Below are 14,942 nucleotides of genomic sequence, written 5' to 3'. Positions count from 1 at the left end.
GGAATCCATCGAGCAGCAGAGTTGGTGGATGAATGGATTCCGGGTTCGTGCTTCGCACGCCCCGGAATGACGAAGCCGAGAGAGGGGAAACGCACATGCCGGTACCGCAACACGTCTTCGAGCCGCCGTTCAACATCATTCGCTCGAGCCACGTCGTGCTCGACGTCACCGATTTGAAGCTGAGCCGCGAGTTCTACGAAAGCATGGTCGGCCTGCATGTCGAGGACGCGGACGACGAGGTCGTGTACCTGCGCGCGGCCGAGGAGCACCAGCATCACTCCCTGGTGCTACGGAAAGCCCCCGCGCCGGCTTGCGCCCGGCTCGGTTTCAAGGTCGGCAACGACAAAGATCTCGACAAGGCCGCCGCGTTCCTGTCCGAGAACGGCCTCGCCTACGCCTTCGTCGACCAGCCGTTCCAGGGCCGCACGCTGCAATTCACCGATCCCTTTGGCTTTAGAATCGAGCTCTACGCGGCGATGGAGCGGCGGCCGCATCTCTTGCGCCGCTACGACCTCTATCGGGGCTGCCACCCGCAGCGGCTCGACCATTTCAACGTCTTCGCCGCCGAAGTGCAGGACACCATGGAATTCTACGCCCGGCTCGGCTTTCGCCTCACCGAATATGCCGAGGAGGACGGGCCGGACGGGCGCATCGCCGCGGCCTGGATGCATCGCAAGGGCAATGTCCACGATTTCGCCATCACCAACGGCAAGGGTCCGCGGCTGCACCATTTCGCCTATTGGACGCCGACGGCGATGAACATCATCCATCTCTGCGACGTCATGGCTTCGCAGGGCTTCGTGAAGAACATCGAACGCGGTCCGGGACGCCACGGCATCTCGAACGCGTTCTTCCTCTATGTGCGCGATCCCGACGGACACCGCCTCGAGCTCTACACCAGCGATTATTTCACCGGGGACCACGACCACGAGCCGCTGCGCTGGTCGCTGCGCGATCCGCGCCGTCAGACGCTGTGGGGCGCCCCTGCCCCGCGTTCCTGGTTCGAGCAGGGCTCGCCGTTCACGGGGCAGGCCGTGCGCGAGCCGAAATTCGTGGCCGATGTGCTGGTGGCGGATTGATGAAGCTGCCTCGTCTCGCCACCTATTCCGTCAAGGGTGATGTCAGCTATGGCGCCGTCCTGGAGGGCGGCATCGTCAATCTCTCCGCGCGTCACGCCAGAGACTATCCCACGCTGCGCGAGGTGATCGCTGCGGGCAAGCTGATCAGCTTTGCCGAAGAGGCCGCTGGCCGCAAACCGGATCACGCGCTCACTGAGATCACCTGGCTGCCGCCGGTCCCGGCGCCGGAGAAGATCATCTGCATCGGCGTCAACTATCCCGACCGCAATGCCGAGTACAAGGACGGCCAGGAGGCGCCGAAATATCCGAGCATGTTCATGCGCTCGCCCCGCTCCTTCGTCGGCCACGACACGCCGCTGGTGCGCCCGCGCGCCTCCGCGCAGCTCGACTATGAGGGCGAGATCGTGCTGGTGATCGGCAAGCCAGGCCGGCATATCCCCGAAAGCACAGCGCTCGATCACATTGCGGCTCTGACACTGTGCAACGAGGGCTCGGTGCGCGACTGGCTGCGCCACGCCAAGTTCAACGTGACGCAAGGCAAGAACTTCGATTCCAGCGGCAGCCTCGGCCCGTGGCTCGTGCCCTACACGCGGGAATCGCAGGTCGCCGACATCAGGCTCACCACGCATGTCAACGGCGAGCTCAGACAGGATGATCGCACCAGCCGGCTGATGTTTTCGTTCCGCTATCTCCTGAACTATATCTCGACCTTCGCAACCCTCGTCCCCGGCGATATCATCGTCACGGGCACGCCGACCGGCGCGGGTGCGCGGTTCGATCCGCCGCGATATCTGAAGCCCGGCGACATCGTCGAGGTCGAGGCCGAGGGGATCGGACGCTTGCGCAACGGCGTGGTCGACGAAGCCTGAACAACAAGCGAAATGGAATAGCCAAATGACCAGCCTCACCGGCGGCGAAGCGATCGTAAGCGGGCTTGTCGCCCACGGCGTCGACACCGTGTTCGGCCTGCCCGGCGCGCAGGTCTACGGCCTGTTCGACGCCTTCCACCAGGCCCAGCTCAAGGTGATCGGCGCGCGGCACGAGCAGGCCTGCGGCTACATGGCATTCGGCTATGCGCGCTCCAGCGGCCGGCCCGGCGTGTTCAGCGTGGTACCCGGCCCGGGCGTGCTCAATGCCAGCGCGGCGCTGCTCACCGCGTTCGGCTGCAACGAGCCGGTGCTGTGCGTCACCGGCCAGGTGCCGACTTCGTTCCTGGGCAAGGGTCGCGGCCATCTGCATGAGATGCCGGACCAGCTCGCAACCTTGCGCACCTATGTGAAATGGGCCGAGCGCATCGAATATCCCGGCAATGCGCCGACGATCGTGGCACGCGCGTTCCAGGAGATGATGTCGGGACGGCGCGGCCCCGCCTCGGTCGAGATGCCCTGGGACGTCTTCACGCAGCGCGCGGCAACAGTGCCTGCGCAGGTGCTGGAGCCGCTGCCGGCGCCGCAGCCCGATCCTGATATGATCAAGCAGGCCGCCGCGCTCATCAGGACCAGCAAGGCGCCGATGATCTTCGTCGGCAGCGGCGCGATCGAAGCGGGTGAGGAGATCCTCGAACTCGCCGAGATGATCGATGCGCCCGTGGTCGCCTTCCGTAGCGGCCGCGGCATCGTCTCCAATGCGCACGAGCTCGGGCTCACCATGGCCGCGGCCTACAGGCTGTGGCCGAACACCGATCTCATGATCGGCATCGGCACGCGGCTGGAGCTGCCGACCATGTCGCGCTGGCCGTATCGGCCCGCTGGCCTGAAGTGCATCCGCATCGACATCGATCCGGTCGAGATGCGGCGGCTCTCGTCCGACACTGCGATCGTCGCCGACGCCAGGGCCGCGACCCGCGATCTCGCTGCCGCCGTGGGCAAGGCCGGCTACAGCAAGACCTCCGGACGGCGCGGCGCGATCCGCGAAGCAACCGCGGCCGCGCAAGCTGAGATCCAGCGGGTCCAGCCGCAGATGGCCTATCTCAACATCCTGCGCGAGGTACTGCCGGCGAACGCGATCGTCACCGACGAACTATCGCAGGTCGGCTTCGCCTCCTGGTACGGCTTTCCGGTGTACCAGCCGCGCACCTTCATCACCTCGGGCTACCAGGGCACGCTCGGCTCGGGCTTTCCGACCGCGCTCGGCGCCAAGGTCGCCAATCCCGACAAGCCGGTGGTGGCCATCACCGGGGACGGCGGCTTCATGTTCGGCGTGCAGGAGCTCGCCACCGCCGTGCAGTTCAACATCGGTGTGGTGACGCTGGTGTTCAACAACAACGCCTATGGCAATGTCCGCCGCGACCAGCGCCAGCATTTCGATGGCCGCGTGGTGGCGTCCGACCTCATCAATCCGGATTTCGTCAAGCTTGCGGAGTCCTTTGGCGTCGCCGCGGCGCGCGTCACCGCGCCGGAGCAGTTCAAGGCGGCGATGGAGAAGGCGCTCGGCCACGGCGGGCCGGTGCTGATTTCAGTCGAGGTGCCCAGGGATTCCGAAGTCAGCCCGTGGGCTTTCATTCACCCGCCGAAGCCTTGAGGCCGGACCTTCCCTGCAGCCGCGCGGCTGCAATCACCAGCAGACCGGCGCCTGCGACCGACCAGCAGGCGACCGGCGCCCAGTGCAGCAGCGGCATGTATTCCGGCATCTTCTGCAGGCCGCCGGCAACCGCCGCCATCCGCGCGAAGGTGCCGAGGGCAAGCGCGGAGAAGACGAGGCCCGTGACCTTGCCTTCCGCGCCGGTCGAGCCGATCGCGAGCGCAGCCGAGACCGCGCTCATCAGCATGCAGCCCCAGGCAGCTCCGGCGAGAAATTGCGCGGCGATCAGCGTGTTGAGGTTGCCGGCGAATTCGGCCGCCGCAATCGCCACCGCACCGACCAGGCCGGCGGCGCCCATCACGACGAGGCCGCCGCGATGCTTGACGACGAGGCTTGCCGGAAACATCGCGATGTTGAAGCCGATCCAGAACACCGGCATCAGCCATTGCAGGTCGCCGGCAGCTGCAAAGCGCAAATAGAGAGGCGCGCTGTTCATGGCAAAGTGCAGCTGGTAGCCGAGTGCGAGCGCGACCATCGCGACGATGAAGGCGATCGGGACGAGACCGAGCGGTGCTGCCGCTTCGTCCGGTGTGGGCGGCACGGTGTCGCGCGCCACGTCGTGCTCGATCCTGGACAGCCCGAGCGCGGTCAGGAGCAGCACCACGCTGGAGATCACGAACGGCAACCGCGCATCGTGCTCGCGCAGCACCACGCCGAGATAGGGCGAGAGCGCGCCGGCGACGCCGTAGCCGAGCATGGTCAGCGCGGCGAGGAACGGCACCTGCGGCTTGGCGCGGTACTTGCCGAGCAAGGTCAGCGGCGGCGCCCGCAACGCGGAGGACGTGATCGACCAGACCACGATCAGCGCGATGAACCAGCCCTGCGCCGCCGCGCCGGCTCCGGCAACGAAGGGCAGCGCGACGAAGGCGCCGCAGGAGATCGCGGTCACGAGGGCAACGAACAGGCCGAGCCTGCCGACATGGGGCGCGAGCCTGTCGGCGGCGATTCCCATCGCGGTGTCCGCAATGGTGAAGATCGCCTGATCCAGCATCAGGATGAGGATCACGGCGGACGGCGCGATGCCGACCTCTGCGGCCAGCTTTGGCAGGTAGACAACGTAGGTCGTCCAGCCCAGCGTGAACACCAATTGCAGGCCTGCGAGATAAAGCCCCGTGCGGTTCGCCGTGCCCGTGCCGGTCGAGTTCTGTGTGGTGGTCATGTCGCCGCCTCCCCGCCCGAAGCTTAGACGAGCGAAGGCGGCGAGGAAACGCGTCAGCGCGTCCTGCGGAAGGTCAGATTGATCCGCTTCCGGCCGAGCAGCGGATGCTCGCCGTCGGCGAGCGGCGCGACGCCGTGATAGGCGAGCCTGCTGGCCCCGCCCCAGACCACCACGTCGCCATGGACGAGGCGGAAGCGGCGCGGCTTGTCATTGCGCGCGAGGCCGCCGAACAGGAAGGTCGCGGGCAGGCCGAGCGAGACCGAGACGATCGGCGCGGAATAGTCCAGCTCGTCCTTGTCCTGGTGCAGCGACAGCCGCGTGCCGGGCTCGTAGCGGTTGACGAGGCAAGCATCGGGCGCAAAGCCTTCAAAGCCGCCCTGCTCCGCGGCGCCGCGGGCGAGATCGGCCAACAGCGGCGGCATCGCCGGCCATGGCGCACCGGTGCGCGGATCGATGGGATCATAGCGATAGCCGGTGTGATCCGTGATCCAGCCGCGCTCGCCGCAATTGGTCATCGCCACCGACATTAGATGGCCGCCCGGCGTCGTCATCCGCCGGAACGGCGATTGCGCCACGATGGCGCGCACGGCGTCGATCAGCCCGCTCTCGATCGGCTTGACGAAGCCGCGCAGCAGCACGGCCCCATCGGCGATGTTTTCGCGCGACGGTTGGGCTTCTGCGACGCTATCGAACAAATCAGCCGTCAACGGCTCCGCTCATTTGGCATCGTGAAAAATCACACCCAGCGTGTGGCGCTGGCCGGACCTGATCCGGCTGACGCCGTGGCGGAGATTAACGCGGTAGGTGCCGCGTGTCCCCTGCACCGGACGATGATGCACAGCGAAGGCGACCGCATCGCCCTGTGCCAGCGGCACCACCTCGGCGCGAGACTGCATGCGCGGGCGCTGCTCGGTCAGCACGAACTCGCCACCGGTGAAGTCGCGTCCGGGCTCGGAGAGCAGGATCGCGACCTGGAGCGGGAACACGTGCTCGCCATAGAGGTCCTGGTGCAGGCAATTGTAATCACCGGCCTCATATTGCAGCAGCAGGGGCGTCGGCCGCGCCTGCCCGGCATCGTGGCAGCGCTTCAGGAACGCCGCGTGTGCGGCGGGATAGCGGATGTCGATCCCCATCGCCTCGTTCCAGCGATTGGCGACGGCTTGAAGATGCGCGTAGAGCGCCGGGCGCAGCTGCGCGATCAGATCGGGCAGCGGATAGGCGAAGTACTTGTACTCGCCGCGGCCGAAGCCGTGGCGGCCCATCACGATGCGGCTGCGGAAGTGCGCATCGTCCGGGTAGAGCGCGGCGATGGCGCGGCATTGGTCAGGCGTCAGCAGGTTCTTCAGGACGGCGCAGCCCTGGGTGTCGAGCTCGGCGGTGATCTGCGGCCAGTCGAGGGCGTCGACATGGGCGGCGAGGTTGGGAACGGAGTCTGGTGCGGAAACGCGTTTCGCGATGGCCATAGCAATCATCCCATTCACATCCGTCATTCCGGGGCGCGACGAAGTCGCGAGCCCGGAATCCATAACCACGATCGGGAGTATGGATTCCGGGCTCGCGCCCAAGTGGGCGCGCCCCGGAATGACGGGGTGTGGCAGACGGCGACCGCCACGGCCACCCGATTTCCGTATCTCTCCCGTCATTGCGAGGAGCCCTTGCGACGAAGCAATCCAGACTAGTTCCGCGGAGAGAGATCAGCCCCTCACCGGCAGTTTCGTAGGGTGGGCAAAGGCGCTCTTGCGCCGTGCCCACGTCTTCGCAATACGTGGGCACGCTTCGCTTTGCCCACCCTACGAGGCCGTCGCTTGTGGCGCGAGTTACCCCCTCACCGGCAACGTCGCCACGTCGTAGCCGTGCCTGATCGTTCGCTTCAGCACGGGGTCTTCCAGCTCGAAGTCGAAGCGGTCGGCCGGGCGGATGCCGCCCTTGGCGGCGAACGTGCCGCCGAACATGGCGCAGCCGGCTGGGAACTTGCCACCGTCAAAGCCGCGCGCGATGAGGTCGGCGACCGGCAGCATCGCATCCAACGTGCCCTCCTGGTAGAGCACGCGCTCGCCTTTGATGGTGGCGTAGGAGCGCAGGATCATCTTGTCCCAATGGCCGATGACGTCCTCGAGCTCCCACAGCGTCGAGGCGATCGGCTTGTCGCACATCTGCTTGGACACAGTGACGTTGTAGGCCTCGACCTTGCGGTCGGTGTGGTCGGAGCCGCAGCCGACGAAGATGCGGCCCTGCCAGCCGATCAGCACGAATTCGACCTCGCCGGAGGAATCGCCACCGGTGCATTCGATGCTGTCCTCCTGGGTCAGCCGGCGCGCCGAGGCGCGATAGTAGATCGGCGTCGAGGCCGGGCGGGCGATGCCCATCTCCTCCAGCTCGGCGATGTGCTTGTCGCGCGCGACCGTGTCGCGGCCGGTCCAGCCGGCGATGACCAGCTGGTCGATCGCCAGCGTCAGCGGCGTGGTGGTGTCCTGGGCATCGACGGTGAAAGTGAGATCAAACACGGATGACGGCCTCCATGCCGGCAGCAAGCTCGAAGATACGGCGGTCCGAGCCTCCTGCGCCCGCCAGCATCAGGCCGACGGGAACGTCGCCCTCGCGATGACAGGGCAGCGAGATGGCGCACCCGTCGATCAGGTTGATCAGGCTGCAATTGCGCAAGGCGCGGATGTTCTCGCGGGTGAACGCCTGATCGTCGGCGAGGTCGGCGATCTTCGGCGGTGTGTTGGGCGTGGTCGGCAGCACCAGCGCATCATAGGGCGCGATGCGCGCATTGACGCGCGCGATCAGCGAGCGGCGTTCGTTGAGCAGGTCGATGTAGTCGGCCGCGCTCTGCGCCTCGCCGCGCATGATGCGCACCGCGACCCTGGGATCGTAGACGTCGCCCTTGGCCGTGATCAGATAGCGGTGCCAGGCATAGCTCTCGGACGCCGCGAAACCGCCCTTCGCGTTCATCGGACCGACGTCATGGAACTCCGCCATCTCGATACGCTCGACGATGGCGCCGTGATCGGACAGCGTCTTCAGCGCGCGCTCGAAGGTCTTGGCCACCTCTGCGTCGAGGTCGTCGAGCGCGATCGTGGTGGGCACCGCGAGGCGCATGCCCTGGATCGGCCGCGGCCTCAAGGCGACGATCGGCTCGGCCGCGAGCACGGCATCGAGTATGGCACAGCAACTGACCGATCGTGCCAGCGGCCCGATGCTATCGAGCGAGAACGACAGCGGCACCGAGCCGTCGAGCGGCACGCGGCGCTGCGTCGGCTTGTAGCCGACGATGCCGTTGAAGGCAGCCGGAATCCGGCAGGAGCCGCCGGTGTCGGTGCCGAGCGCGCCATGCGCCATGCCGTCGAGCACGGACACCGCCGCGCCGGCGGACGAGCCGCCCGGCACGTGGCCTTCGGACCGGTTCCAGACCCCCTTCGGCGTGCCAAAATGCGGATTGATGCCGATGCCGGAATAGGCGAACTCGGTCATGTTGGTGCGGCCAATCACGACGAAGCCGGCCTTGCGCAGCCGCGCCACCGTCGCGGCATCGTGCTCGGCAGGGGCTGAGTCATCCAGCGCGCGCGAGCCGGCGCGCGTCACCTGGCCCTTGATGTCGAACAGATCCTTGATCGAGACCGGGATGCCCGCATAGCGCGACGGCGCCGCCTTGGCCTTGCGCAAGCCATCCATCGCATCCGCCGCCGCGAGCGCGGCGTCCTTGTCGACATGGATGAAGGCGCGCTGGCCCTCGCCCGCGGGGTCGGCGATCCTGGCGAGGCAGGCCTCGACCAATTTGCGGGAGGTGGTGCGGCCGCTTTCGAGGTCTTCGGCAAGCTGCGCCAGTGTCGGAAAATCAGGCATGTCTGTCTCACGGAATATTTCGCGCGCAATCTATAGCGCTGGCTCAGCTCGACACAAGCATTGTGCGCATGATGGCATGCATGCGCATTGCTGGACCGTTGACGCGCCATGGTCGATTGTCGCATCAAGTTCGAAACCGGCGGGCGCGAGACCTGCTTTTGGGAGGAGCCGCCCACATGGCCGAACCGCAGCGCGCGCGACCGAAACCGACGCCGGAGACCCAGCACTTCTGGGACGGCACCAAGGCCGGCGAATTGCGCCTGCAGCGCTGCGATGCCTGTGCCCATGTCTACTTCCCGCCGCGCCCGTTCTGCCCCTCCTGCGCCTCGCGCAAGGTCAGCATCTTCAAGGCCAGCGGCAAGGGCTTTCTCTACAGCTACGTGATCAACCATCGTCCGGCCGCGCCGGGCTTCACGCCGCCTTACGCCATCGCGGTGGTCGAGCTCGACGAGGGCCCGCGGATGATGAGCAACATCATCGACTGCCCGCAGACCCCCGAGGCGCTCGAACTCGACATGAAGCTCGAGGTCGCGTTCCAGGAGCTCGACGACAAGATCACCCTCCCCGTCTTCCGCCCGGCGAAGGGGTAAGGCCATGCGCAAGAACCAGGTTGCCGTCGTCGGCGCAGCCGAGACCACCGAGCTCGGTGTCATCCCGACCGCCTCGCAGCTCCAGCTGCACGCGGATGCCGCGCTCAACACCATTGCCGACGCCGGGCTGAAGCTGTCCGACATCGACGGCTTTGCCACCGCCGTCGAAACGCCGCAGCAGGTCTGCCACTATCTCGGCATCAAGCCGACCTGGGTGGACGGCACCTCGGTCGGCGGTTGCTCCTTCATGCTGCATGTCCGCCATGCCGCTGCGGCGATCGAGGCCGGCCTGTGCAAGACCGTGCTGATCACCCATGCCGAGAGCGGCAAGTCGATGATCGGCAAACTGCCGCGCTCGACGCCGGCCGACAGCCTCAACGGCCAGTTCGAGGCTCCTTTCGGCGTCTACGGCCCGCCAAGCATGTTCCCGATTCCCGTGCTGCGCTTCATGAAGACCTACGGCATCACCCACGAGCAGCTTGCCTCAGTGGCGGTGGTGCAGCGGGAATGGGCGGCGAAGAATCCGCGCGCGATGATGAAGGAGCCGATCACGGTCAACGATGTCCTCAACTCGCGCATGATCGCCTATCCGTTCCGGCTTCTGCAGTGCTGCCTCGTCACCGACGGCGGCGGCGCGCTGATCCTGACCTCGGCCGACCGCGCCAGGGATTTTCCGCGCAAGCCGGTCTACATCATGGGCACCGGCGAGAGCGTCGAGACGCCGATGGTCAGCCAGATGGAGACGTTCAACTCCTCGCGTGCGTTCAAGACCGCCGGGCCGCTGGCGTTCAAGGAAGCCGGCATCGCCCACGGCGACGTCGACCATCTCATGATCTACGACGCGTTCGCGCATCTGCCGCTGTTCGGCCTCGGCGATCTCGGCTTCATGCCCTATGAGGAGACCGGCCAGTTCATCGCCGACGGCAACACGCGTCCCGGCGGGAAACTGCCGCTCAACACCAATGGCGGCGGCCTGTCCTACATGCATTCGGGCATGTACGGCATGTACGCGCTGCAGGAGAGCGTGCGCCAGATGCGCGGCATCGCGCCGGCACAGGTGCCGAACGCGAAGATTTCGGTGTGCCACGGCGTCGGCGGCATGTTCGCGGCGAGTGGCACGATCGTGTTTACGAACGAGAGGTAATGCGCCGCTCGCCTCTCCCTCTCCCCGTTCTTACGGGGAGAGGGTTGGGGTGAGGGGCCTCTCTCCACGGATGAGATGGCCGCGAGACCTGTACCCCCTCACCCGGATCGCATCTTCGATGCGATCCGACCTCTCCCCGCAAGCGGGGCGAGGTAAGAAACGCCGGAACGCATAGCGGAGAACCCACATGAGCAAATCACTGCAAGACAAGGTCATCATCGTCACCGGCGCAGGCCGTGGCATCGGGCGCGAGATTGCACTTCTGTGCGCCGCCGAGGGCGCCAAGGTCGTCGTCAACGATCCCGGCGGAGCCGCCGACGGCGCCGGCGCGAACGCGGCGCCTGCCGAGGAGGTGGTCGAGGAGATCAAGAAGCGCGGCGGCACGGCGGTCGCCAATTTCGAGAGCGTCGCGGAAGCGATCCCCGCCAGCAAGATCGTGAAGACCGCGACCGATCATTTCGGCCGGCTCGACGGCGTCGTCAACAATGCCGGCATCCTGCGCGACATGATCTTCCACAAGATGAGCGTGGAAGCGTTCGAAGCCGTCATCAAGGTGCATCTGATGGGCTCGTTCTACGTCAGCCACGCCGCAGCGCGCATCTTCCGCGAGCAGGAGTCGGGCTCGTTCGTGCACTTCACCTCGACCTCCGGCCTGATCGGCAATTTCGGCCAAGCCAACTACGCCGCGGCCAAGCTCGGCATCGTCGGGCTGTCGAAGTCGATCGCGCTCGACATGGGCCGCTTCAACGTCCGCTCCAACTGCGTCTCGCCGTTCGCCTGGACCCGCATGATCGGCACCATCCCGACCGAGACCGACGCCGAGAAGGCGCGCGTCGAGAAGATCAAGCAGATGGGCCCGGAGAAGATCGCGCCGCTCTGCGGCTACCTGCTCGGCGATTCCGCCAAGGACGTCACCGGCCAGATTTTTGGCGTGCGCATGAACGAGATCTTCCTGTTCAGCCAGAACCGTCCGATCCGCTCGGTGCAGCGGAGCGAAGGCTGGACTCCGCAGTCGATCGCGGAACACGGCATGCCGGCGCTGAAGGGCTCGTTCTACAAGCTCGATCGTTCGGCCGACATCTTCACCTGGGATCCGGTGTGAGATTGCGCGAATAGGGAGTGGCGAATGGCGAATAGGGTTTCTATTCGCTACTCGCCATTCGCAATTCGCCCTACCCCGTATTCCGCAAGCCCGCCGAAATCCCGTTGATCGTCAGCTGGATCCCGCGCAGCACCTGCTCGTCGGGGTTCTGCGCGCGGTGCTCTCTCAAGAGCTCAACCTGCACGTGGTTGAGCGGATCGAGATAGGGGAAGCGGTGGCGCACGGAGCGCTCCAGCAGCGGGTTGCCCTGGAGCAGCCGGTCCTGGCCCATGATGTCGAGCAGCGTCTCGATGCAGGAATGCCATTCGCGGCGGATGCGGCCAAAGATTTTTTCGCGCAAGGCTTCGTCCGGCACCAGTTCGGCATAGCGCGAGGCGATCGCGATCGAGCTCTTGGCCAGCACCATGTCCATGTTCGACAGCAGCATGCGGAAGAACGGCCATTCCTGGTAGAGCTCTTTCAGGAACGGCATGCCCTGCTCTGGATGCTCCGCGATCCACTGCTCGACCGCGCTGCCGAAGCCGTACCAGCCCGGCAGCATCAGGCGACATTGCGCCCACGAGAACACCCAGGGAATCGCGCGCAGATCCTCGATCGCGCGGGTCTTTTTGCGCGAAGCCGGACGGCTGCCGATGTTAAGCGTGGCGATCTCGTTGATGACGGTGGACGACCAGAAGTACTCGACGAAGCCTTCGGTCTCGTAGACGAGGCCGCGATAGGCCTTGAAGGCGAGGTTCGAGAGTTCGTCCATCGCGGTCAGATATTCGCGGCGCGGCGCGCTCTGGCGCGGATGCAGCAGACTTGCCTCCAGCGTCGCCGCGGCGAGGATTTCCAGATTGTTGCGGCCGACCTCGGTGTTGGAATATTTCGACGAGATGATCTCGCCCTGCTCGGTGATGCGGATCTGGCCGTTCACCGCGCCGCCGGGCTGCGCGATGATGGCGTCATAGCTCGGCCCGCCGCCGCGCCCCACGGAGCCGCCGCGGCCGTGGAACAGACGTAAGCGCACGTGGTGCCGCTCGAACACTTCGACGAGGCCGATCTCGGCCTTGTAGAGCTCCCAGCCCGAGGTGACGAAGCCGCCGTCCTTGTTGCTGTCGGAGTACCCAAGCATGACCTCCTGCACGCTGCCGCGGCTGTCGACGAGCCGGCGGTAATCGTGCAACGACAGCATGCGGTCCATGATGCCGCTGGAAGCCTGCAAATCCTCGATGGTCTCGAACAGCGGCACGATGTTGATGGCGCTACGGCCGGAGGGATGGACGAGGCCGACCTCCTTCAGGAGCACGGCGACCTCGAGCATGTCGGACATGCCCTTGCACATCGAGATGATGCATTGGGGAATGGCGTCCGAGCCGAATTTCGCATGCGCTTCCGCGGCGGCATGGAACACGTTGAGCTCGCCCATGGTCTCGTCGCTGTATTTGACGAAGGGCGAGACCAGCGCGCGCGTCGAGCGCAGCTCGTTCGTCAGCAGCGAGATGCGGGCGTCCTCGCCAAGCGCGAGATAGGACATGCCGGGATTGGCGGCGTCGATCAACTCGGCGATGGTGCGCTCGTGGACGGCCGAGTTCTGGCGAATGTCGAGCCGGGCCAGGTGAAAGCCGAAGCAATCCACCGCGCGGCGCAAGAGCCGCAGCCGGCCGCGGGCGATGACGCGGGCGTTGTTGGAGATCAGCGAGCGATGCAGCACGTCGAGATCGGCCAGCAGCTCCCTGACGCTCTCGTAAGGCGCCGCTTTGCCGACAGGCCGGCGCGTGATCTCGACTTCGAGCTTTTCGGCCGTCGCGGTGAGGCGGGCATAGATGCCTGAGACTGCCAGGCGATAGGGCTCGCCGCTCCGGTGCGGCGAGGTGTCCGGCGAGCGCTCCGCCAGGGTGCGCAGCTCCTCGGAGACGTCGGCGAGATGGGCTGCGATCGACAACTCCGCGCCGAGCACGTGCAGCTCGTTGAGATAGAACTGCATCACCCGGCTCGACTGCAGCCGCAGCGTGCCGCGCATCACGTCGGCGGTGACGAAGGGATTGCCGTCGCGGTCGCCGCCGATCCAGCTGCCCATGCGCAGGAACGAGGCGAGCTCGCCGGCCGCCTGCTCGCCGCCCTCCTCCAGCCGATCCTCCAGCGCGTTGATGAGCCGCGGCACCTCGCGCAGGAAGGTGTAGTCGTAGAACGACAGCCCGTTGGCGACCTCGTCCAGCACGGTGAGCTTGGTCCGGCGGAGCAGATTGGTCTGCCACAGCGTCAGCACCTCGCGGCGGAGCTGCTCGTCGCCGGCATCGGCCTCCTCCGCGGTCATGGCGACACGCTCGCGGCGATCGAGCAGGGCTGCGATCTCCATCTCGCGGTCCATGGTGCTCTTGCGGCGGACCTCGGTCGGATGCGCGGTCAACACCGGGCTGACCAGCGCGGTCTTGAAGAAGGTGCGGAGCTGATCGGGACCAATGCCCGCCGCCTTGGCGTGCGCCAGTGTCTCCGCCAGCACGCCGGAGCTGCCATTCTTGGCCGCCGCGCGTGCGCGCATCTGTCGAATATTGTTCTGGTCCTCGGCGATGTTGGCGAGGTGCGAGAAATAGCTGAAGGCGCGGACGATCCGCACCGTCTCGGAGGTCGACATGCTGTCGAGGATCTGCTCGAGCTCGCGGCGGGCGAGCCGGTCCTCGTCGCGGTGGAACCTGATCGAGGTCTGCCTGATGCGCTCGACCAGGTCGAACACGTCGGCGCCCTCCTGGTCGCGCACGGTGTCGCCCAGAATGCGCCCGAGCAGGCGGATATCGTCCCGCAGCCGGGCATCGGCCTCCATCGCCTGGACATCCTCAGGGCGGTTGGGGCGCTGCTCAGTGCTGTCGGATGGTACGGTCTGGAGGGACATGGCTCGCTCCCCTGCTCGCGCCCTTGGCGGCCCGGTCCGGCGGAGTGTGCGATATTTTTCTACCGCAGTGCAAGATGAACTTGATGGCGGCGCGGCAGGGCCGGGGTGATGATCGCGTGTCCCGGACAAGCAGCAACGCCGCAAGCGTTGTTGCGCCGAGCCGGGATCCAAGAGCCGCAGGGCACATTGCTGCAATATGGGCCCCGGCTCTGCAGCGCATCGCTGAAGAAGCGCTGCGCTGCGTCCGGGGCACGAGATGAGCTAGTTCTGGAAATAAAAACGCCTCCGCGGTCTCGCGGCGTGGTCCGCCCGAAGTTTTGCTGTCCGTTTCGCCCTCAGCGAGAAGCAAGGGCGCAGGGAAGGCCGGGCGCCGGCTGGCACCCAGGTCCGCACGCGAAAAACGCACGCGGGGTGACCACAGGTGATGCCGGACATCCCGGCCTTCCCTGCGCAATGGTTTTACGGCTTATGGCGCGCTCTCCCCGGGGAGCGATGCACTATTGCCCCCGTCGCCTTGCGGATAATCGATGCGCGCACCCGGTCGGGCCGCTTCACCACCGCAAGCCTTGACGC

At 66.3% G+C, this 14,942-nt stretch carries 12 protein-coding genes; 6 read left to right on the top strand and 6 right to left on the bottom strand.

Annotated features, from left to right (window positions below; translation table 11 throughout):
• Positions 1 to 95: 95 nt before the first annotated feature.
• Genes hpaD through I6F36_RS16510 form a run of 3 tightly spaced genes read left to right on the top strand, consistent with a single transcriptional unit; the run spans position 96 to position 3,599 of the window.
• The gene (hpaD, locus tag I6F36_RS16520; protein WP_225171783.1) at positions 96 to 1,079 is read left to right on the top strand and encodes a 3,4-dihydroxyphenylacetate 2,3-dioxygenase; all 984 of its coding nucleotides are present in this window, start codon (positions 96 to 98) and stop codon (positions 1,077 to 1,079) included.
• Entirely contained in the window at positions 1,079 to 1,948 is an 870-nt protein-coding gene (locus tag I6F36_RS16515; RefSeq protein WP_225155545.1) for a fumarylacetoacetate hydrolase family protein, read from the top strand. Before hpaD ends, I6F36_RS16515 begins: the two co-directional genes overlap by 1 nt.
• A gap of 25 nt (positions 1,949 to 1,973) precedes the next feature.
• The gene (locus I6F36_RS16510) at positions 1,974 to 3,599 is read left to right on the top strand and encodes a thiamine pyrophosphate-dependent enzyme (RefSeq protein WP_225171782.1); all 1,626 of its coding nucleotides are present in this window, start codon (positions 1,974 to 1,976) and stop codon (positions 3,597 to 3,599) included.
• On the opposite strand, the gene I6F36_RS16505 is transcribed toward I6F36_RS16510, so the two are convergent.
• The 5 genes from I6F36_RS16505 to I6F36_RS16485 form a co-directional block, all read right to left on the bottom strand.
• Positions 3,577 to 4,818 carry an MFS transporter gene (locus tag I6F36_RS16505; RefSeq protein WP_225171781.1) on the bottom strand — a complete coding sequence of 414 codons (1,242 nt, stop codon included), beginning with the start codon at positions 4,816 to 4,818 and terminating at the stop codon, positions 3,577 to 3,579. The genes I6F36_RS16510 and I6F36_RS16505 overlap by 23 nt on opposite strands.
• Positions 4,819 to 4,871: 53 nt before the next feature.
• Positions 4,872 to 5,525, bottom strand: a complete 654-nt coding sequence (alkB, locus tag I6F36_RS16500; RefSeq protein ID WP_036023030.1) for a DNA oxidative demethylase AlkB — start codon at positions 5,523 to 5,525, stop codon at positions 4,872 to 4,874.
• A gap of 9 nt (positions 5,526 to 5,534) precedes the next feature.
• Complete coding sequence (locus tag I6F36_RS16495; RefSeq protein ID WP_225171780.1) at positions 5,535 to 6,281, bottom strand: 2OG-Fe(II) oxygenase; 747 nt, start codon at positions 6,279 to 6,281, stop codon at positions 5,535 to 5,537.
• Between the two features lie 354 nt (positions 6,282 to 6,635).
• Positions 6,636 to 7,322, bottom strand: a complete 687-nt coding sequence (locus I6F36_RS16490) for a DUF2848 domain-containing protein (protein ID WP_225171779.1) — start codon at positions 7,320 to 7,322, stop codon at positions 6,636 to 6,638.
• On the bottom strand, positions 7,315 to 8,664 hold the full coding sequence (locus tag I6F36_RS16485; protein ID WP_225171778.1) for an amidase: 1,350 nt from the start codon (positions 8,662 to 8,664) through the stop codon (positions 7,315 to 7,317). The genes I6F36_RS16490 and I6F36_RS16485 overlap by 8 nt, the downstream gene beginning before the upstream one ends.
• Positions 8,665 to 8,840: 176 nt before the next feature.
• On the opposite strand from I6F36_RS16485, the gene I6F36_RS16480 reads away from it, so the two are divergent.
• From I6F36_RS16480 to I6F36_RS16470, 3 genes are all read left to right on the top strand, one after another.
• The gene (locus I6F36_RS16480; RefSeq protein WP_027558650.1) at positions 8,841 to 9,254 is read left to right on the top strand and encodes a Zn-ribbon domain-containing OB-fold protein; all 414 of its coding nucleotides are present in this window, start codon (positions 8,841 to 8,843) and stop codon (positions 9,252 to 9,254) included.
• Positions 9,255 to 9,258: 4 nt separating this feature from the next.
• Positions 9,259 to 10,398: a thiolase gene (locus tag I6F36_RS16475; protein WP_225171777.1), complete on the top strand. Its 1,140-nt coding sequence runs from the start codon at positions 9,259 to 9,261 to the stop codon at positions 10,396 to 10,398.
• Positions 10,399 to 10,585: 187 nt separating this feature from the next.
• Entirely contained in the window at positions 10,586 to 11,500 is a 915-nt protein-coding gene (locus I6F36_RS16470; RefSeq protein WP_109144458.1) for an SDR family NAD(P)-dependent oxidoreductase, read from the top strand.
• Between the two features lie 70 nt (positions 11,501 to 11,570).
• On the opposite strand, the gene ppc is transcribed toward I6F36_RS16470, so the two are convergent.
• Positions 11,571 to 14,369, bottom strand: coding sequence for a phosphoenolpyruvate carboxylase (ppc, locus tag I6F36_RS16465; RefSeq protein ID WP_225127315.1), 2,799 nt, complete (start codon positions 14,367 to 14,369; stop codon positions 11,571 to 11,573).
• Positions 14,370 to 14,942 lie beyond the last annotated feature (573 nt).

It is taken from the genome of Bradyrhizobium sp. BRP19, from assembly GCF_020194195.1.
GTDB classification, from domain to species: domain Bacteria; phylum Pseudomonadota; class Alphaproteobacteria; order Rhizobiales; family Xanthobacteraceae; genus Bradyrhizobium; species Bradyrhizobium yuanmingense.
The sequence above is the reverse complement of the archived record's forward strand: the minus strand, read 5'-3'. Positions and strand labels throughout refer to the sequence as shown.